The 20,138-nt window shown below is 48.7% G+C and carries 15 protein-coding genes and 1 pseudogene; 6 read left to right on the forward strand and 10 right to left on the reverse strand.

Annotation, left to right across the window (positions count from 1 at the left end):
- Nucleotides 1-566: 566 nt before the first annotated feature.
- The 10 genes from KR51_RS17200 to KR51_RS02945 all read right to left on the reverse strand — a co-directional run bounded on the left by KR51_RS17200 (nucleotide 567) and on the right by KR51_RS02945 (nucleotide 11,292).
- Nucleotides 567-2,228 carry a lysozyme family protein gene (locus KR51_RS17200; protein WP_051358046.1) on the reverse strand — a complete coding sequence of 554 codons (1,662 nt, stop codon included), beginning with the start codon at nucleotides 2,226-2,228 and terminating at the stop codon, nucleotides 567-569.
- A 194-nt stretch (nucleotides 2,229-2,422) separates the two neighbouring features.
- Nucleotides 2,423-3,730, reverse strand: coding sequence for a peptidoglycan recognition protein family protein (locus KR51_RS17205; RefSeq protein WP_022604675.1), 1,308 nt, complete (start codon nucleotides 3,728-3,730; stop codon nucleotides 2,423-2,425).
- Nucleotides 3,731-3,783: 53 nt separating this feature from the next.
- The gene (locus KR51_RS02905) at nucleotides 3,784-4,188 is read right to left on the reverse strand and encodes a hypothetical protein (RefSeq protein WP_156914939.1); all 405 of its coding nucleotides are present in this window, start codon (nucleotides 4,186-4,188) and stop codon (nucleotides 3,784-3,786) included.
- Nucleotides 4,189-4,214: 26 nt separating this feature from the next.
- A complete protein-coding gene (locus KR51_RS02910) occupies nucleotides 4,215-5,948 on the reverse strand; it encodes a hypothetical protein (protein ID WP_156914940.1) in 1,734 nt (577 codons plus the stop codon).
- On the reverse strand, nucleotides 5,876-7,018 hold the full coding sequence (locus KR51_RS02915) for a hypothetical protein (protein ID WP_040654978.1): 1,143 nt from the start codon (nucleotides 7,016-7,018) through the stop codon (nucleotides 5,876-5,878). The genes KR51_RS02910 and KR51_RS02915 overlap by 73 nt, the downstream gene beginning before the upstream one ends.
- Before the next feature lie 367 nt (nucleotides 7,019-7,385).
- Nucleotides 7,386-7,937 carry an HNH endonuclease gene (locus KR51_RS17210; protein WP_022604682.1) on the reverse strand — a complete coding sequence of 184 codons (552 nt, stop codon included), beginning with the start codon at nucleotides 7,935-7,937 and terminating at the stop codon, nucleotides 7,386-7,388.
- Nucleotides 7,938-7,940: 3 nt separating this feature from the next.
- Entirely contained in the window at nucleotides 7,941-8,306 is a 366-nt protein-coding gene (locus KR51_RS02925; RefSeq protein WP_022604683.1) for a hypothetical protein, read from the reverse strand.
- 13 nt (nucleotides 8,307-8,319) lie between these two features.
- On the reverse strand, nucleotides 8,320-8,691 hold the full coding sequence (locus tag KR51_RS02930; RefSeq protein WP_156914941.1) for a hypothetical protein: 372 nt from the start codon (nucleotides 8,689-8,691) through the stop codon (nucleotides 8,320-8,322).
- Nucleotides 8,692-9,319: 628 nt separating this feature from the next.
- Nucleotides 9,320-10,264, reverse strand: a complete 945-nt coding sequence (locus KR51_RS02935) for a hypothetical protein (protein WP_022604686.1) — start codon at nucleotides 10,262-10,264, stop codon at nucleotides 9,320-9,322.
- A gap of 773 nt (nucleotides 10,265-11,037) precedes the next feature.
- On the reverse strand, nucleotides 11,038-11,292 hold the full coding sequence (locus KR51_RS02945) for a hypothetical protein (RefSeq protein WP_022604688.1): 255 nt from the start codon (nucleotides 11,290-11,292) through the stop codon (nucleotides 11,038-11,040).
- Nucleotides 11,293-12,708: 1,416 nt separating this feature from the next.
- On the opposite strand from KR51_RS02945, the gene KR51_RS02950 reads away from it, so the two are divergent.
- The 6 genes and pseudogenes from KR51_RS02950 to KR51_RS19115 all read left to right on the forward strand — a co-directional run.
- Entirely contained in the window at nucleotides 12,709-14,826 is a 2,118-nt protein-coding gene (locus tag KR51_RS02950; protein WP_022604694.1) for a pentapeptide repeat-containing protein, read from the forward strand.
- 691 nt (nucleotides 14,827-15,517) lie between these two features.
- Nucleotides 15,518-16,087, forward strand: a complete 570-nt coding sequence (locus KR51_RS02955) for a hypothetical protein (RefSeq protein WP_022604696.1) — start codon at nucleotides 15,518-15,520, stop codon at nucleotides 16,085-16,087.
- Nucleotides 16,088-18,113: 2,026 nt separating this feature from the next.
- Nucleotides 18,114-18,476: a VOC family protein gene (locus tag KR51_RS02970; RefSeq protein WP_022604701.1), complete on the forward strand. Its 363-nt coding sequence runs from the start codon at nucleotides 18,114-18,116 to the stop codon at nucleotides 18,474-18,476.
- Between the two features lie 51 nt (nucleotides 18,477-18,527).
- Nucleotides 18,528-19,229, forward strand: a pseudogene (locus KR51_RS17955) (IS1 family transposase).
- A 21-nt stretch (nucleotides 19,230-19,250) separates the two neighbouring features.
- Entirely contained in the window at nucleotides 19,251-19,466 is a 216-nt protein-coding gene (locus KR51_RS02975) for a hypothetical protein (protein WP_022604703.1), read from the forward strand.
- Between the two features lie 227 nt (nucleotides 19,467-19,693).
- The coding region (locus tag KR51_RS19115; RefSeq protein WP_198016672.1) for a hypothetical protein at nucleotides 19,694-20,138 on the forward strand (445 nt) is incomplete at its 3' end.

Raw genomic sequence — 20,138 nt, forward strand, 5'->3', positions numbered from 1 at the left:
GGACCTGCCTACCTTTTAATCACTTGAAGGGGGATTCTGGTCGATGCGAGTGAAGGGCAGGTTCAGGGAGGTCTTTGAAATGCTGGCGGGCTGCCAGCTCCGCAATTAAATGGTCTTCCGCGTCGATCCGACTTGGATGGGTCCGACTGGATGCATCTGTGTCGAACCGCCCTACAAGAGGTCAAAGACATTCGGAGGTGCTAAAGTGGTCGCAATTTGACGGGTGGATTGAAGCTTGGATGAAGAGATGTGGCGAACCAAACTCTTTCACGATTTCACCCAAACGAGGGATAAACGGTATCCCACACCTGCCACCATAGATGGGAAGACTATGTTTCTTAGCTGGCTATACCTTCCTCAGTCCTCAATCAGTCCTGCTGGTGTTTTTTGATTTACTCTAAAACATTCTGATTTCATCTGCGGAATCTCGACTTGAGATAGTTGAGCAAGACATCAAAGGAAAATTCTAATAGCCAAGAAGTTTCCAGCCACTAGAAAGTTTCGCAATGGGGAGAAAGGTAGCCAATTCAGGATCGACGAGATTTCAAATTAGGGTGATAGACCATTTAAAAAGTGGGGTCTGGAACTCCGATCTCGAAATGAATGTGATGGTGATGACTTAGTTCGGACGTACACAGACTTTCCTTAATAAGGACGGAATCGTTGAAGAAAATTCGGTCTTTTCGAACGAGCGGTTGGGCTCGGAGCGCATTCAAGATTGCTCTAGCCGCATCGCGATCGTATTGATCATTTTTCCAATTCGGAAGGGAATACCCACCTCCCTTACGAGGTAAGTAAATATCACAGGCGTTGCCACACTCATGACCATAGTGGTCTGGAGTATTTCCACCATGAATCAAACTTACATCGTTGATTGGAATGGGGGCAATGCTTGGATTGCCTCGGCGATGATTCTGCTCGTAATGTAGTCCCGCTGCTACAATCGTTTCGGATAGCCAGCTCGTGCCGAAATCGTGGTCATCCGATTTATCTATTCGCTCGTAGTTGATAAAACCTTGCCCCTCGATTGGCATTTCTATCCATTTAGGGGCATTCGCTGCCCTCAACCACTGGTGAGTCTTTCCCTCGACGTCTATTCGTCCATCTCCTCCAAGTTTCGTACTACCATTAATGATGGATTGAAAAAGGCAAATGGGGTTCTCAAGACTCGGATCGTAAGTCTTGTTGCTAGGTCTAAACCAGCTAAAGCCTAATTCTTTAAGTCGCTGTTTTACTTTGATAATATCGTGGGGGAGATTTCTACCTCCTCGGCCGACACTGTCGTCTAGCACTAGCGTTATCGATCTCAAAACGGATTCACCCGTTCTGGAAGCAACGCTACTGGCACTCAGCGCACCATTCCTTTCCTCGACTATTGGAGTTAAGGTATAGTTGTTCCCAGAAACTAGGCTCGTTGATTCCAACCCCGTTGAGCGAGCTCTAATTTCTTTGACGAGCAATTGGGCGCTTCCCCGGCCAATCGTGCTCGGATATTTCTGGAAATGTCGCTTTTTAAATTTAGCCCAGGCTCGGCGTAAGCGTTGCCCGTCGGAATCAAGAACTTGCTTGGGCTCGAGAAGATTGACTTTTTGCAACCCTGCGCAGATAGCTGATAAAATCTCATCATCGCAGTCAACAATCTTAATAGGCTCTTCTATTGTCAATAGAATCTTCTCAATGTCGCGATTAGTTTTCGGTAAAAGGTTAGAGGAGAAGAGTTCGATATCCTCACCGGAGTCCAGTTTTAAGCAATCTCCAAGCGACTGCATACGATCCGCATAAAATTGAGCTCGGGCAATAACATCCGACCCGTAATCGTTCCCTGTCGATCCTTTATCCATATTTCTGATGGTTTGAACGGTGTCAGGACCGGCATTATAGGCAACGGCAGCTCCTTTAAGAAAATTGCTTTCACTCCACTTTGGAAATCGAGAGATGATATTTTGCCGAAAGTCAGAATAGATTTTGGCAGCTTGGTCGATATGAGCTTCGCTAGCAGGGTCTCCGCCTAGCCCGGCTTGTTTGTGGTAGTTGCGATCGACTTGCATGATTCCGAAACCGTTGCCGCCATCCCCGTACCCGGCTTTGGTCAAGGGAGGAACATTGCCACAGCGCGACTCTCGGCTAGCAATGGCTGCAAGTATTGCAGGGGGGATTTCGTACTTCGTAGCGATCGCGTAGAAGCGTTGTAAGTATTGCCGGACTCTAGGTAGATCGGTTTTGGCCATTTGTCGGGAAGCTTCAATTCCTGCCGAGAGTCCATCTTGTCTGGCCGTCCGAGATGATGCTCCGGAAGTTTCAGCATTTTTTAAAGCAACATCCCACCGATGCATCGCCTTTCCTGGCGAGGGCTGGCCTGTGGTTCGTGTAGCCTCTCTTCTTGGCGGGAGATCGGGTTTGTCCGCGGCCCCCATATCAGCCTCTAGCTCAGGGCTGGGGCTAGACTCTTGACTACGGAAGATTCGCGGCCAGAACCAACAACTATCTCGGCGCGATCGCTATGGATATAATCTCCGTCTCTCTCCAATATTCTGGGATCGCACCACTTAACCCAAAAGTAATCTCCCTCCTCCTGGTAATCGCGAATGATATATTTCCCAGGTACGATCGTGGCCATCTGCTTCTGCAAGCCTTTGGCAACAACTTTGCGTTCGGATAAAGGCTGGGCTCTGAGGGAGGTTTTTTGTTTGACCCAAATCATTGTTGACACGTTCGTCCCACTGAGTGAGCCCCCATCAGCAGCGGTTAGGTTGCCGAGGCGAACAGAGCTAAAATCGCCAGCAACATCGATAATAATGCTCAACTCGTTGGCAAACTCGTCTACTTTGACCCAGGTAGAGTTATTGACGATGATGCCTTGCATAAAAGGCTGGCTCGAATGGGGAGAACGATTGATGAATATGTCTACTATGGGATATCCCTTTAGCAAGAGGGAATCAGTCGAGAACTTGGGCTCACGAATATTAGACTTAACCAAGTTGACGTAGCGATTAGTCTTATTCCATTCGATCTCAATTTTGTAAGCCTTAGCTAAGTCAGCAAGTTTAGCGTAGCAAGAGTCATCAGTGAAGATATATGCCTCTAGAGATTTCCGACCATTGATGTGGAGCGGGCAGGCACGCAGGTCGTCCACAGAGATTCTGGTTGACCGCGAAAACCTACCCCCAGCCATGTAGGATTTAACCATGTCACGTAGGGTAGCACCTCCAGTCCCGCCGATATCGCTTTCTTGAAGTTGCCACAAATCCCAGCGGAGTGCCGTTCCACCTGGCCAACCATCATGCCAACGCATAGGACCGTAGTTTTCATGAGGTAAGCCTCGATGAAGGGCAGTTTTAAGAGAAACTCCACTGGCTTTTTCAGCGTCAGATTTTCGAAAATCTCGCAGTGCAGCAGCTTCAGCATGAGTCATCACTTTCTTAATTGTGATGTCGTCTTGACTCCACCCTAGTTGGGAAGCTAAATTTGCAACCTCCTTGCACATATTTTCAATTTGTATGGGTGTGGGAGGATAATCTACCCAGATTTTGCCTCCCATGCAAGCAATGCAAATCCCAACAGCATTACTGTTACGACTCAGTGTATGTTTGGACAGATACTGGTCGTAGGCAGTCAGTCGCTTGATTGTGCCATCTCCCAGAACAACCGTATGGTAAGAACCGGGTTTTGACCAGTTATATGAGGTAGCTGACCAGTGAAGATATATTTTCTTGACTTCTTGATAAGACATAGTCTTTTGTTCAGCTCTATTGCTAAATGCAAGAGTCGCAATAAGCACAGCTATCAATCTTCTTCAAAGTTGCCATCCCAATCTTGGATGACAGAGTCAGAAGTTTCAAGGTTAGCAAAGGTATTGTTGTTCGCATCTTCTACGTCTTCACGATCGGGACCGGGAAGGAATTTTGGAGTCCAAATATCGCCAATCCTAGCTCGCCCTGCAAAGCTTATTCCACCACCACCAATGCCAAGAGTTATAGCTATGGCCTCAAGGAGTGAAAATACATCTTCAACATTACCCATACGCTTTTCATTTCTTTTTTTGCATGTATCTTTCTCATTACTCGATTCCAAGCTACAGTCTAGAACATAATTCCTTTCAATTAAACTGCGAACGGGTCCAGTTGAAATCAGGAAAAGTAGGATTGAAAGAAAGGACACAATCACTCCTTGAATAGTCAGAGATTTCAACGCTTGCTTGGGGGGGTTCGAATCGATCATTGCTTTTCTGAACCCGTTTCTAAACCTATCTCTTCGTTATTTGATGATATTGACCCAGAGTTGTTTTGTTGTTCAAACGATTCGGTTTTGTTGTTCCTGTCCAGGGAATCAAGCAGCAACTCAAGCATTGGAAGAGCCCCCAAATATTTAATTGTTTCCAGACCCTTTTCACCATTGGCAATGTACGTATGGGAGTTGCCCAAGACGCCTGACTGGGGAGACATGGACTTGATGAGATCGGCCAACTCCGGTAATCTTTCAATGAGTTGAGGAGCTATCGATGCAAGCAGCAGCCAAGCTTGCTGGTTTTCGAAAGCACCAATCTTTCCTCTAACTTCATGCTGAGTAATTTTACTCTGTATTTTTGCTCTAACCTCTTTAAGTTTCTCGGCTGTTGTGGCAATCTCTTCTTTAGCTGCAACCCGGCAAGCATCAGCAAGAAATTTATCAGCTTCGGTGATTGCTAACAGCTCTTGTTCCTCTAATCTGTGACGTTCGAGCTCATACTTAATTTTCTCTAATGAGATTAGATGATCGCATTTGCTCTGCTCGAGCCCTAAAAGATGTTTTTGTATTCGTTTTGTTCTTCTTTCAATTCCTACAACGTCAATATAATCGTTGCTATTTTCAACATATAAGTCGTTTTCATCAACACTATGGATAATCAGACCTTTAAAATCTATTTCCTGGGACTCTAAGATAGGCTTAACTATTTCAATTACTTGTTTCTCAAATATATTACGAGGTGGAAAAATATACTTGGATTCGTCTACAATCGACGATATCTTTTTACTTGGCTCATCAGAGGGTAGATTGTCGTGCAGATCGAAATGTTTTACAAAACCAGCAGCAGTTTCAGAATTGGTGGGACTGATTTCTGGGTTTTCAACTGAAGAACATGAGATGGAGTGGCTTGATGAAGATGGATTGTTAGCAGACTCAATGCTAGTTTGAGACTGCGACTCTTCATCAATTCCATCAGTTCTAGGAGAGACTTTCTCGCTAGCCGGAACTACTAGCACGGCTTTTAATTCAGAGAATAATTCTCTTTTCAGGGCCTGAAATGATTCTGGCGACTTTTCAGATATCAAGCTATTTCGCCCATTTGGAGTGATACCGAGCTTCCTAGATGACCGGATAGATCTATCTGACGAAAGAGAAATATCGGAAAACTTATTCTCTGTTAGAGATGGTTCGTCCTCTAGCTGAGGTGGATACTGTGAATCGAGAATTTCCGATATTGACAGAGAGGCTGCGACTGAGCGAATGGCATGCTCGGCACAGTTTTGCACAACGCTCAATAGCTTTTCTAGTCCATTATTGCTTGATAATCTCCCTGAAAATTCCTTTTTTGGCTTAATGAAGAAAGTGGACTGGATGTCAAGCTTTAAAAGATCTCTCGTACGGATAGCCTCTTCATCTGTCAAATCAACATCTACAGTATGCAGAGAGTCCATTACATTGACCCCTTTCGGCTCGTGCAACACTGAAAGGTAAATGATTTCAAATCCAAGATGACTCAGTTTAGCGTTGATGTCATTGCAAAATGTTGCATTTGAAGAATCAAATTCCGAAGAAACAAATTCCGTTGAATTGTTAATTCCACTATTACTTTCACTATTTCTCGCGGTATTATCACTCTCTGTCTGACAGTTGGTTAATTCTCCCGAATCTGATTGCGAAATGGATTTAGGATTTCCGTGTTGTTTTTTTGTTTTGGTCTCGACCAAAGATAGTGTAGCTTGTGTTGTTTCCAGTGCTTGTGAAACTCTTGCTTGACTTCAGAATACAATCTTGAGTAAATGAGTCTAGTAGCGATTTCCACAATGTCTGACTCTTTATTCGGACTCTTTTCACCGTATGGCACGGATACCAATCTATCTTCGTCAGAAAACTTAAGCCAAAAACTAACTTTGGAGTTTACTGGCTGGTGATCTAGCGAGTAAAATGCAGACTCGCCATAGAATTTCTTGTCTATGAAAAGGATGGACGGTGTTTTCTTGACACGACGTAATGTTAGCCCAACAAACTTGATTCCGGCAAGTCTCAGGACTTTACTTATTTTGTCCTCTCGTTCAATCCTTACCCTGATATCATTTGTGAATGAGCTAAAATCGCGATCGGATTTCTCTCTATTTTCACTATAATTGGTGTCCTCAATTAAGTCTCTGATAGCTCCCAAAATTACTGAACTTAAAACCTTTTCTTTGCTGCTTATATTAATTTGTTGCCCAAGTATCGTACTGAAAATAAAAATCTTAAATCCCAGCCGATAGTGTATATTTCCCTCTAGGAAATAGATGTAATTTCTGTCAAAACTCAAAAATCCATTTTCGTTTTTCAGATCGATGGTCTTCGTTGATAATACCCATCGGCTTTGGAAACCTAAATAGACAAAAAGAACAACACTTATGATTAAAAGCGCAAGCCCAAGCAAAGAGATGGCTACTGGGTCTGAAATTGCAGCCAAGAATTCCCCTCTTAAAATTGGAATTCGATCCCCTCGAGCAAGGGCAATCGCACTTCCCGATGATATCTCCTGCAGGAAGGTCTCGCTCTCCTGGTACTCTGGCTGAATTGTTCTTGGGTAGTTTACTTTCTCAGAAGGAAGTTTTGCACATCGGACTTCAACAGTACAAGGAAACGATGCAAGATCGATAAAACTTCCGTGTGTGGGTACCAAAATTTCAAGCAGCATGAACAGAGATATCATTTTATCTCCCTTGCTCAAAGACTTTCTTGATTTATCAATTTCTTTTCCTGTCTTGAGAATACTATTTTTTACTGTACCGAATACCATCAATAATGGAAATTGTTACATTCAATAACCTAAAATTGCTATCAAACCCCTTTTTACTTGACATCGATCGTCTATAGGGGAACGAATACCAAGCCTCGTATCCTCTTCATCTGAGCGATTGTGAAGGATAGCTTGGCTAAGCTCATTAATTCTCTGGTTGGAAAAAAATGCCTGCTAACTTTACTAAGCTGTCATTGGCGGGATAGTAGCGTGTCACCGACATTGAGTTAGTTTGCGCGCTAATGGTATTGCCTGCGTTTAGTGGACCAGTCAGTTCTGTCGCTTATCAAAGTAGACGCGAGTAATGTTGCCCGCTACTTGAGACCTAACGCCTCAAGAGGTTTCTGGATGATGCTTCCGCGCTCCGTTAGATCTCTGTAAGCTCTTTTCGCAGCTGCTCGGACTTGTCCCTAGCCGCCTTCACCTCTTCGTAGAGCACCTCTGACCCCTTGCGATCGTTGCAGGCGGTGCATACCACGTGCAGGTTAGAGACCTCAAACGTCAACTCCGGATAGAGAGACTTCGGCCGTTTGTGGTCGAGAGTGGCGTAGTTTGGGTGCAGGTAAACATCAAGTGAGGGGTCTGTAGCCCCGTGATATCCCCGCTGGAGCGCGGTCTTCTGGGATTCCGTACGGAACTCCTTCCCGCGAACCATCTTACAGTCGCAGTAGGGACAGCGCTCGGCCATCAACTTGTCCCGCACCTCGTTGCAAGTCATCCATTTGCCACCTGCAGCACGGAAGACCCTGATGTTCCCTGCTAACTGAGGGTGGGTCGCGAGCCTCCACTTCTCCCGCAGGACGCCGGTGCCGCCAGACCATCCCTCAAATCCGCGATAGAACTTTCTGCGTTCCCTGGCTTCTCGTTCGTGCTTGGGCAAAACAGCCTTACCCCAAGACCGGATCTCTGGTTTTTTCATGGTTCAAAGCGCCGCCAACTCTGTTCGCAGGCGGGCGGACTTCGCTAAAGCGGTATCTGCCATCTCGTCGATCGCGGCACTGATTCTTTCCAAACCGCGCTCCTCCTCGTCGAGCTGGACGGATAACTCAGCATAGACTCGGTCTGGGTGGTCTTCTGGGAGGGAGGCAACTTCAGGGTGGAGCTGCGGTACGAGGTAGTCCTGCAGAATATTCCAGCTGGCAATGACACTATCCCATCCAAGGTTGCGGTACCCGCGAGACTTCACCAATTTACGACGGTCTGCCGACAAAATCTTGAAAGCCTTGCTATTCCGTCGCTGAAAGTCTCTATAGCTCAAACCGTCCTCGGTACGTGCTTTGCGTCCCACGAGGAACCCTCCCTTAATGAGTTGGAATGCTGACACCCGCTTCAGCAACAATCTGGTCCCACTGCTCGTTCAAATCAAGGCGGGCAGCTGCTTTCCGCAGCGCCGACAGATTCCGTTTTGCTGCATCGCGAGAGCTGGACACGATTTTCACTTCGCGTTGGGCATCCTGCCGAAGCTTTTCAATCTCGAGGTCCATATCAGTAAGGGCATTGCCTGCCGCTATCCTGACTTTCTCCGTACGTTGTTTTTCTTCTGATAAAGACTGTTTGAGGTGCTCTACCTCTGTCTGTAAGGCATCTCGCTGTTGGTTGAGAAGGCGTGCAGTTTGGGTGAGCCGCTCCTTCTCCGGAGCGACGTACTCCCCCTGCAGGGCGCGGGCTTTCAAATCAGCTAGCTGCTCCCGGCTCAAACCGCGGAGTTCCTGGACTACAGATATGCTGTGTCGCGCCTCTGCAAGCTCTTTCTCTAGCTCGGTGACGCGCGCTTCTGCTTCCTTCCTGCGCTTGTTAGCACCCTCCGTCAGTATCTTGCGATTCTGTTTCAGTCTCCGGACGCACTTGGCAATAGTCTCGGCTTGGGGGGGTGTGAGCCGCTTCCCTTAAGTCTTCCAGAGTGAGCCCGAATTTACTTGCCGCTTCCTCGGTAGCGTATTTCGGGATAGATAGACGTTCACTAATAAGTGAGGCGACTTCATCTAACTGGCGTTTTGTATAAACCTGCATCGGCATGCCCCAGTTGACAGCGATCTAGATTTTACCCAGTGACTACCAATGTCGGTAGGTTTTTTGATTCTTGGTTCGGGATTCTTTAGAACCCAAATCCCCCAACCTTCTAAACAAACATGTGTACCAAGATTCAAGGAACACCCGACCCAATTGCTATCCGACTCAAATCCCCATGAACCGACAACCCTACGACAGCTTCGCCTGGCAGTTCCTTTACATTGTCGAGCTATGGCAATCAATCTGGAATCATGGTTTTGATTCCACCCTCACTCTTTTCTTGAGACGCATTCACGCACCGTTGCCGTTGCCGTCACGCGCTCCAAACCGAGCGACCAGTTCGTCGCGGGATAGACTCAGTAAGGTAGGGAACTGCTCCGTATACTCCTCAGGAGTCAGTCCGGCAAAATACCCGATTACAGACTCCAACCGATCGTCCACTCGACCGAAGCGTGAGGCGAGCAAGGTCTGTAGTGTCAGCCGGAGACCCTGCTGGAGACCCTGCTGGAGACCCTGTTCCAAGCTTTCTTCCCGTGCCCGTCTTTCCCACTCCACGAAGGCTGGCGATAGCGTCATGGCGAGCTCCCGATCCTCAATGTTCAGGTATTCGACACCTTCTATGTTAGTTTTCCAGCTTGCCAGCAGTTGCAGGGCTTTGTCTCGCTTCAACTCCGCTGGTGGCAATGCCAGCACCTCGGCGATCGCCTGTTTCAAGGTCCGACCGCGCCCCAGCAACCGCAGCCACAACGTCTCCTCCGTTTCTGGCAAGCCATCGAGAGCGACGAATCCGGCTCGATTGAGCTCGGCTGTAAAGTAGATACCTTCAGGCCAAGAAGGGTCCGGCTTCCCCCCGATGCGCTTCATCAACGTCGGTGATGCTGACGGGCTCAGAATCCAAAGCCTGGGCAGTTCCGACTCTGTAGGCGCGGGCAGCCGATCGCGGCTGGCTGCCCTGAGCGCATCGAACAGGGTCACCAGCAACTTCATCACGCAGCTGCGCACTTGGTTGAGGTCGGGGCGATGGCTGTAGGGCTCGAAGATGCACGGTTGCGCCGCCATACGACCCAGCAGTCCGAGCTGCAGGCGATCGGCTGTAAGCTGTGGATCGGGAACGTACCAAACATCGATTTGGCGCGCCTCATCCCGGCTCTCTAGTCCGGCGACAACCTCTCCCGTCGGAGCTAATAATTCTTGCAGGTACTCCTTGCTGTAAGCGTCAAAGGGCTTACTGGTCATGGGCAGTGCAGAGGGAAACGGGCACCTCACTCTAGCAGTCCTAGCGCAGTTCGCATCATCTTAAAACTCTTGTTGTGAAATAAATTCTGCTGCAGTCTACTCTGCTCGGAATCACCCCCTCGTTCGCTCAGGCTGCTATCAGATAACAATTCCACAGCCCTGCTACTATCAACATCGAACCGTCAACAAATCCAGACTTCCGATTCCGGTACATCTGTGATGCGATGCCACATCGGTTCAGTCCCGCAACGGCATGCTCGCACCGGACTTGCTCCCTCGCTCGGGCTTGGTTCTCCACTTTCTGCTCTGCTGTCAGTTGTCCTCCCAGCGGTTTCTTGTGCGGAATCTCTACGTTGACGTACTCCCTCTGCAACCCCTAAAACTCTTAGTCCCCCTGGATTTTGACCTCGTCGGGAATCCACCCACCCAACCCTCAGCGTTGAGAACGCCTTTTTTGTTGGCTTTGCTTGGATACGCGACGCTGAAGACCAGTAGGCAGTCGTAGGGTGAGATCGCTGCCAGGTGTGTGCGGGTGTCGAGATTCTTCTTCCCCAAGTGTCTTGGCCACCCTTTCGCCCGCCCCAAATCCCATAAACCACTGCTGCAACAGCTGCTGCCAGGGCTCCAGAGCGACAAGTTTAGGGGGCGAGCGAAAAAGTTCTCGCCGATCGCGACCTCGGTTGCCTCCAACACGGATAAATCCAAGCGATCGCAAAAGGTTTCTAAGTCCTCCGGGGCATCGGGGGCAGCAGCCCCTCAGAATCGACCGCCAGCTATACGGTGGCCTGCTGCAGGGAGTTATAAATCAGGCTCCAACTCAATTGTCCCGGCTCATTTACTTTCAAGCCCAGTGCGAACAGTGCATCAACGGAATCTTTACCCACCCCGAGCCATTTGCCAGAAACCTCATCTCCCCCGGCTTTGCCTAGTGCTTTGAACAGGTTCCTAAAGTCGGCCTTCAACTCCTGATTCCACACCGAAACCGGCTTCATCACGCGCAAGCCAAACTTGATAACCGGATCGCTCATCGCCGGTACCTCAGCTCGGAGGGATGACTTATCATTGTCTAAGAAGATTGCAGCGACTCGAGTATGGTACGGGAAAATAGCCCCCAAATAATCCCCACTAGCAAGCTGCGCAATCCTTTATCGTCACTTCGCCTGTTTCCTTCGCAAGGATGCTATCTCCAATGTGGAAGAAATTTTTAGTCAGTATCAACTCAATCATCTTCGTTGTTTCTTCTTTCTTGCCAGCGATCGCAGGCGATTATTCAAATCTTATTTGTACGAGAACTAGAGGGTCTAGTGTAAACCTACGTACAGGACCAGGAATTAATTATCCTAAAGGACTAATTCAGGTCGGATCTGGGGGAGAGAGAGTCGTTGCTCGTTTTGAACAGCGCAATTACACGGTCTCTGACGGAGAGCTGATTACTGTCTTTTCAAGTAGTCCCGCAGCGGACGGAAGCACCTGGCTGAAAATTGGAACGAACCAGTGGGTTGCTTGGGTCCGCTCTGATTTTGTTTGTCGATAACCTTGGAAGACTAGGAACTTCCGCTGCCTTAGAATGCGCACTCATAACCGAAGAAACTCTCAGGTGGGCGATATATCATCTACCATCATTCGTATCTCACAAGCTCTGCTATCTGCAGGTGGCCTTCCTCGCCAGTCGTGACTTCCCGCATCCTGTCTCCTTCAACATACAAATCAATCGCCACAGGAATCCTCTAGCCTTCGTAAATGCTGTATGAATTAACACGCCAATGACCCGGTGCCACTTTCGAATAATTTTCATATTCAATGAGCACATGGTTGCTTTCGGCCACTTCACTCTTGTACGTGATGAGATTATGTTCCACGCAAAAATCGGGCGCGCCTCCCACACTCCCCCTCAACAAGCCAGCCTCTGAAGCAACTCTTCAATTGAAATAGTAACTGAGGTGAGCGGGCGAAAGCCTAAAGAAAAATTCAGCGGAGACTGAGTCGTCTGCTTCTTTGCATCGGGCACCCGATTATTTCGCCCAAGACCGAAGTTTGGCACGGCAGCATGAGCATTTCAGCTGCCAATATGCTCCGTCTCGCAATTTATATTCTCAACTTATAAAAGTGCCCACGGGACTGTCGTTGAATCTGGGGTGAAACTCCCGCCTTGGAAGACACGCGAACCGATACACAGCGAAGCTAGCCGGTGCGATCGCGGCGCTGCGTCCTGCTCAAAATGTGCGTCGGCGGACTTAGCGATCGCCACCGAATTGTTTCAAGGGGGCTGTTGGTAGGCCGCACCAGCGGTACCGCCGAAGGGAATTGGAGGGCTGACGACGGGGGGTGATGCTTCGTACACGGCACCTGTGAAGATAACTCGCGATTGCGAACACACCTACTCCTACTGGCATACAATCGGAAGCATCAAAATTGGCTGTGGTGTAGTTAGGAGGTGGCGATTGATGGCGAACCGCACGAACGCCAAAGAAGTACTGAGACGATACGCAGCGGGGGAAAGAGACTTCTGCCGCTTCAACTTACGAGGGCAATCTTTCAAGAACGCCGACCTCAGTGGGGCGGATTTCAGCGAGGCAGACATTCGAGGTACGAATTTCTCGGAAGCAACGTTGTGCGGAGCGAACTTCTCTAGGGCAAAAGCCGGGCTTCAGCGTCGTTGGGTTGTGGGGTTGTTGGCGATCGCGTTTGTTCTTGCCACTATGGCGGGAATCTTGACCTTCTATGCAGGTAGCACCGTATCGAATATTTTCGGCACCTCTAGCTTCAACCAAATCTTTGGTTGGTGCGGATTAACGGTCACGTTCGCCTTCATAATGTGTACCTTGCGCCGAGGTATCGCTGAAGAACCTGGAGATGGAGCTGTCAGAGTTGCTGCCGCAGTAGTAATAGCTTTCGCTGGATTTGGAATTGTCGCTGGAGCTGTCCCTGGAGCTGTCGCACTAGCATTGGCTGTCAGTGGAGCTGTTGCTGTAGCTGTAGCTGTCGGAGGAGCTGTTGCTATCACTGGAGCTGTCGGAGAAGCTGTTGCTATCACTGGAGCTGCCGGTGGAGCTGTTGCTATCACTGGAGCTGCCGGTGGAGCTGTTACTGTTGGTGTCGGAGGAGCTATCAATATCATTGGAGCTCACGCGTTCTCTTTCGCTGTCACTTTCGCTGGTGCGTATGTCGGAAGGCGCGCGGTAGAGAGCCCCGACGACCGAGGCCGATGGATTCGCAACCTTGCACTCCTAATCGGGTCTACCAGCGGCACGAATTTTCTTAAAGCTGACCTTACTAATGCCAACTTCACTGCCGCAACTCTCGGTAGCACAAGCTTTAACGCAGCTGTCATCACGCGCACCTGCTGGAAGGAAACGCGTAAATTGCACCTCGCAAGCTCGGGTCTCTCAATTCTCCGCAATATTGACGTCAGTGCTCTGCTCGTCAGCGGCAATGGCTACAATCAAGACTTCAAGTACGCCGATTTAAGAGGTGCGAACCTCGTCGGAGCGAACCTCGAAGGTGCCAACCTCAAAGGAGCAAACCTTGCTGACGCCACTCTCAAAGCTGCCAACCTCAAAGACGCAAACCTGACCAGCTCTCAGTGCATCGGCGTGGATTTCACCAGTGCCTATCTCACCGGAGCCTGCCTGGAAGCCTGGAACATCGACCCGACGACCACCCTTACCAACGTCGATTGCCAGTTCGTCTTCCTGCTAGAGCACCCAAATCACCTTGGCAGTCGAGAGCGCCGCCCCCACGACCCAAGCGCCACCTTCGCTCCCGGCGACTTCGGAAAGCTCTACACCGAGATTATGGATGCCGTGCAAATTCTCATCCGTGACGGCATCAACCCCGACGCCTTCCTCGCTGCTTTCGGCAAGCTGATGGCAGAACACCCAGAAATCACTCTCGACTCGATCCAGTCCATAGCAAAGAAAGGCACTGACGCCCTCGTCACCCTTGCCGTCACTCCCGACACCGACAAAGCCAAAGTCGAGCGAGACTTCCTTAAAGCTTACAAAGTCGGGCTCGAAGCTGGGAAAAACCAAGCCCGCCTCGAGTCTGCCAGAGAAAGCATCCGCGATATCAAAGAAATCATCTCCATACTTACTCCCGCCAACAATCCCGTCGTTAAACTCATCGCTCAAGCAGGCGCAAAAGCTATGAACAATTCTTCCGACCAGAGCCCGACTATCAAAGTAAGTGGCGATGCAATCGGAAACGTCATCGGTGACAACGCCACCATCAGCGGCACCATCGCCAAGAGCATCCAGCAGCTGCCTGCCAACGACGACCGCCAAGCCGACCTCAAGAATCTGCTGGAAGAACTCAGTAAGGCGATCGCGTCAGAGGAGATTTCCGACACCGACAAAGCCGACCTCTTGGCACAGCTGCAGATCCTGGTCGGAGCGAGCCAAGAACCAGAGACCCCTGCAGCTAAGGAGCAAAGCGGACGCGCACTGAGGACAATGAGTGCGCTAGCCAAAAATCTGCCTACGGCAACTCAACTTGTCACCGAGTGCCGCCGTCTGCTGCCCGAGATTGCCAAACTCTTGGGACTGTCCTTGAATCTGGGGTGAAACCCTCAGCATGGAAGACCCGCGAACGAATTCACTGCGAAGCTAGCCAGAGCGATCGCGGACGCAATATATTCTTCCTCGACCGCCACTAGATCGTCATTTGGCTTACTGAGGAGGAAGACTGCAGGCAACCCGAGAACCGATGTGTGAAGGTGGCGATCGCGAGGGGACTTTATTGCTACCCCATACTTTCAGCCCTAGCAGATGTGCCTGACCCACAGGCGATCGCTTTGCCAAACCTCCGTTTAAGTTAATGGCTCCTCGAGCTGCAGGGATCGATCACTTTCTAGAAAGATAATTCCGCAGAGGTGTGTAAAGACGCCTTGCTGTGTGCCAGAAACTAGCTTGTGCGGGGAACTTAGACTGTTTACAGGGTCAGGGGGCTTCTGAGTTTTCTCCTAAAAGATGACATGCACCCCTCCGAACCGGTATTGTGCGGACTTCTTTACTGGGGCACTCATGTGCTCGCGCTTCCAAAGATAATCATCAGAGCACCTTGAAAAATTTCCGGATGTTGGGGACCTGGCAGCTGAAAAGTTCGTGCTGCCCTGGCCGACTTTCGGGATTGAGCGATGTATCGAAGTTCCCAACAGTAAAAGTTTCGAGTAGTTGTATCAACAATACATGTTGTCTACTAATAACTTGTATGATTTAATAGGAGTAACAAGAGTTACAGGTTCCTCAAAAAATCATGTTCGATGATTTATTCAGAAATCTTCAAGATACAATAGCTTCTAAAGTGGAGGAAACTTTAAAAGAGGTAGAAAAATATTTTGCTTTTCCGGAAGCCGATGGACCTTATATTTCTATTCGCAAATTCACGGTTGATGATTTAACCGTAGAAACAGATGGTATTACATCTATCGGTGAAAATAGGTGGCGAATCGAAGCCTATGGAGACAAACCCAAATCTATAACCAACATCGATCCGATGCGAAGGGTTGTATTATTTGAATTTGCTGAGCCAACGGTTCCGGAATGCATCTTGGCTTGTCGGTTCAAAGCAAAGGCATTCAAAACAAAAGAAAGTATTGTGGTCAATTTATCACGGTGGGAGAAAAGTCCAATAGGAATGATAAATCGGTCTTGGTCAACTGGTATTTCGTCCAAAGATAATTTACATACCTTTGAAATCCTCGCCCATTTTAAGAGAAATGATATCCCTGCCAGAGCGCGAATAGTCATTGATTTTGAAAGTAATGGCATCCTGGAGATAGAGAATATCGAAATATTACAAGCATCTGTAAAGAAGAGTCCCTGAAAAACGAAAAAACACACAAAACTGATGGACAATCAAAATTCTCTCAAGGCAAGGTTGGCTTCCGGGTAGTCACCATGTCAACTTATCTTGCCATGTTTTTTGCATACTCTCCACAATGGAAAGAGACTGTGCAGGTGCTGATTGATTTACGCTCGACTAGTTGGTGCAAATACGGTGCTGAGCTAGCCATATTCGCTTTAGTAAGCGCCATGAATAGTACAGCCACAAAAAAAATCCAAACGCCTTAGTTTGATTGGCAATTCCGTCTATTCACCAAATCGCTATCGTTATTTGCATTTGTCGGAGGAGTAGGGAAGACACCTAGCGATCTTCTGCTACCCTCAACAATGCCTCTCTTCATGGAATAGGAATTCCGAAAAGGGATTAAAAGTTTCAAAAAAACTCCTCCTAAAAGCAACCACTCCACCCCCGCTATGTAGATCTACGTCCCAGCTTGGGGCAATGCTCCAGCTCCCTTGCTTTGCATCTCTTGGCAATCTATTCAGTGCTGAAGTAATCCTTGCGCCCCCATTTCAGCCCCTCAGCACCCATCATCCCGAGCCTGCTCCCTTTGCTCTCTCGGTACTGCCTTCGAGTCCCTCTCCACTAGCAAATCGAGGGAATTCACGCGCGTCTAGGATGCTCACGGCGGTATAGACATCTGTTGGGAGACAGGTTGGTCCATGCCCAATACTTACAGGATGCCGTGCCGTTCGAGATACCGTTGATTATATTTCCTGAAAACGTAATAGATAAGCTGCTGGAACGGTTCATTCAGGCGCGTGCTTCACAGTTCTTTCAGCGTTGCGATCGCCGCTCCCCCAAATCCTTTCGCTGAAATCTCCAGCACTGTTTCCAGCATCTTGCCCTCTGCCTGGAATTCCCCACTGAATAATGGCTCCATCTCTATGCACCCACTGGTGCAAGCGTACCGCTCCGAGACGAGTCTTGTCTCGGTAGGGCTGCGCGATCGCCCCTACAAGCTGCAGCTGCTTCCAGAGGTGGGTCAGCCCTGGTGCGTTCCCAAGTACGGCATTTCTCTTGCGAAAATCATATTACCATTGAGAGGCTCCAGCATGTTTTTCTCGATCTCCGTATCGATTGAAGAGTTGTTTCTGAGGCTAGCTCGTTTGGATGCTATCGGGTATGCTTCGGGCTAGGAAACCACTACAAACCTGACTCGGCGCTATAGCAGACAGTCGCACTGAATCTTCTCGGCCTTCTGCACTTGCTGCGGCTCAGATTCTAGACGTTTGGCTTCGCCAGAAAATGTGCAACCACGATGACGTTTTGAAGGATCGAGACTACGATTCACTGTGGGTTTGTAGAACGGGAAAGCGCTGCTGCCTTATTGTCGAGACAGATGGTGAGGGACATGTATATTGCGACTCTGAAGGGAAAACTCGGCAATTTAGACATGCATGGCAAATCAAAGAATGGTTACGTCAGAAATATGGCATTGAAATCATTAATTTAGAAGTCAGAAGTTTTTGATAAGCTCAGTTAAGTTTGAGATGCTTCAGTTAGGATAGGCTTGTGGATTAACACATCTCTGCAAAAGGATGTGGTTGCTTAAGCACTAGCTTTGCTCGGGCATCAGGTCTCGCCGGTAGCTTCAAGGATGGATGTTTTCTGGGGTGAAAGCTATGCAAGAACTCGATCTAAATAGCCTAGAATTTGAGCAGCAGATCGTCCTACGTGATGCGTACCTCATTATGTTTGAGTTCCTTTCGCGACACTGGGACGGGTGTTGGGAGATTGAGCTTGGTGCCGTGATGGGTGAATTGAGCCTACTGACAAACGAACAGGGAGCAAGGTGCCCCCTCGACGCAGTTGTACTCCAGGACTTTCTTAAGGCATGTGACGCTGTGTGCCAGGCACAGTTAGGGCCACATGGTTACTCCGGTGCAGACTTTGTGCTGGAGCCCAAGGAGAAGCCATGACTCAAACGCTGCCTAACTTGAAGCTGCAGCTGCACGTAGCGGTAGGGTCGCGCTAGAGATTTAACCGAGTCAGGGAAAAGGCTGTGTTCGATCACTTTGAAATCAAGACAGTAAGATTTGTCGAGTCAGTCAAGTTCTACGCATCCGTCCTGGAGCCTCTGGGTATAGAGCTCAAATGGTCCGACGAATCAGCAGCTGGATTTGGGTTGGCGGACGAATCCAACGTACGGTTCCTCATAGAAGAATCATCCCACGCTCAGAACTGCCACATCGCTTTCACCGCATCGGATACAAGTTCAGTGGATGCGTTTCATTCAATTGGTACATCAATGGGGTTCACAGATAACGGACCTCCTGGGCTTAGAGAGGAATATGCTCCCAATTACTACGCCGCCTTCTTACTCGATCCAGACGGTAACAATATAGAAGCTCTCATTTATATCTAGTAAGGGCAGAATCGTCCTAAGTAAGCAACCTGGGCATTGCACAATGTAAGCATGAGATGCCCTAATTGCCAATCCCATCAAATTCGTAAGAACGTACACCGTTGTGGCAAGCAAAACTAGCAGTGCAAGGACGGCGGCCGTCAATTTGTCGAGTCCTACTCTCAACATGCTTACCCACCGGAGGTTCGGGAAGACTGCTTGCCGCGATATGTCGCGGGGCAGGGGTACCGGAGCATCGAACGTTGCACTGGGGTTAACCACAACACCGTCATCAATTGGATCCGTTTGAGTACATAGGTGCTCCCCCAGCTCCCCACTGAAGAGACTCAAGCTCCTGAAATTGGGGAGCTCGATGAACTACAAATCTTCGTCGGCTCCAAGGAAAAAATATGAAAATGGACGGTGGTTGACCTTAAACGGACTGGCATCCTTGCCTTCATGGTTGGCGACCGCAGCAGCAAAACCTTTGAGAAGCTCTGGGAGCGCGTGCAAGGGTGGGATTGTTTCTGGTGGGTGAGCGATGGCTAGCCGGTGTATCCAAAGTTCATTAATGCGACAGAACATGTGGCGAGTAAAACGTATATGACCCGAGTGGAAGGAGAAAACACAAGGCTGAGGCATTACCTAGCAAGACTGAAGCGCACGACTCTTTGCTATTCCAAATCTGAAGCGATGCTGACTCTATCGGTCAGGCTCCTAGTGCATTATTTGCGTTACCGGACAGTGCCAATTCCACAGTCAATCATCTCTTGAGTGTTCAACGCTCCGAGACAAATGATTGTCTCGGCAGTGCCGCGCGATCGCACCGACGTGCAGCAGCTGTTTCCCAAGATCGCTCAGCACTGGTGCGTTCCTCCGGCGCGTAATATCTCTGACGAGAAGCTTATGTTCCTTTGGGGGCTTTCGTCCGTTCTCATCAGTTGTCGCTACACTTTAAGATTTATTGCTGGAGTCTGGGTGGTGGGAGGCGATCGGTTACCCTTTGAATAGGTGGCTTGTAGAACTAGATCCTAGCCAGAGTCTACAAAATTCACTAAATTTTTCAGCTTCACTTTGCTTGACGCGGCTCATCTCAAGTGAGCTAGGCGGCGACTATCACTTGGGTAATAGATAGTCTATATGTCAGGGTATTCAGACTGAAGACAAATTCAGCTCAAGAAAATTAATCTTGTTGGTGACCAACGAATTCAGATTCTCAAGTTATACTTTTTTGCTTCGTGAGCAAGAGGTTTTTAGGTCTTTTTCTTGAGAAATATCTGCAGGCATTTACAGCCATGAATAAAAACCTGTCTAAATTCAAATTAATAGCTTTTGTAACGTCTGTAGCATCTGTAACGTCTCTTGTCATATTCTTTTCACTCATTCCTCCCGGACATAGTCAAAGGAAAGGAACTTGCTTCAGAGTAGCCCGTGCATGGGTTCACCTGTCTACTGGATCTGGTTTTGAAGAGGAATCAAGTGTCAATACCTTTGAATGCTTCGCCTTGGCTCAACGTTGGCTGACAGGAGACTTCAATAGTGATGGCAAAGTTGACCTGGTCAATGTTTACGGAAGAAATGGCGACGCTCGTGCATGGGCTCACCTGTCTAATGGTTCTGGTTTTGAATATGAATCAAGTTTCAATACCTTTGCGGGTTTTTGGGAAAGCCAGCGGTGGCTGA

The organism is Rubidibacter lacunae KORDI 51-2 (genome assembly GCF_000473895.1).
Classification (GTDB): Bacteria; Cyanobacteriota; Cyanobacteriia; order Cyanobacteriales; family Rubidibacteraceae; genus Rubidibacter; species Rubidibacter lacunae.

Bases quoted from the DNA above. Each gene is read 5' to 3' on its own strand.
- KR51_RS02950 (WP_022604694.1), top strand. From the start codon at position 12,709: ATGGCGAACCGCACGAACGCCAAAGAAGTACTGAGACGATACGCAGCG.
- KR51_RS17210 (WP_022604682.1), bottom strand. From the start codon at position 7,937: ATGAAAAAACCAGAGATCCGGTCTTGGGGTAAGGCTGTTTTGCCCAAG.
- KR51_RS17205 (WP_022604675.1), bottom strand. From the start codon at position 3,730: ATGTCTTATCAAGAAGTCAAGAAAATATATCTTCACTGGTCAGCTACC.
- KR51_RS02975 (WP_022604703.1), top strand. From the start codon at position 19,251: ATGATTGTCTCGGCAGTGCCGCGCGATCGCACCGACGTGCAGCAGCTG.
- KR51_RS02915 (WP_040654978.1), bottom strand. From the start codon at position 7,018: ATGGTATTCGGTACAGTAAAAAATAGTATTCTCAAGACAGGAAAAGAA.
- KR51_RS02935 (WP_022604686.1), bottom strand. From the start codon at position 10,264: ATGACCAGTAAGCCCTTTGACGCTTACAGCAAGGAGTACCTGCAAGAA.
- KR51_RS02945 (WP_022604688.1), bottom strand. From the start codon at position 11,292: ATGAGCGATCCGGTTATCAAGTTTGGCTTGCGCGTGATGAAGCCGGTT.
- KR51_RS02955 (WP_022604696.1), top strand. From the start codon at position 15,518: ATGTTCGATGATTTATTCAGAAATCTTCAAGATACAATAGCTTCTAAA.
- KR51_RS17200 (WP_051358046.1), bottom strand. From the start codon at position 2,228: ATGGCCAAAACCGATCTACCTAGAGTCCGGCAATACTTACAACGCTTC.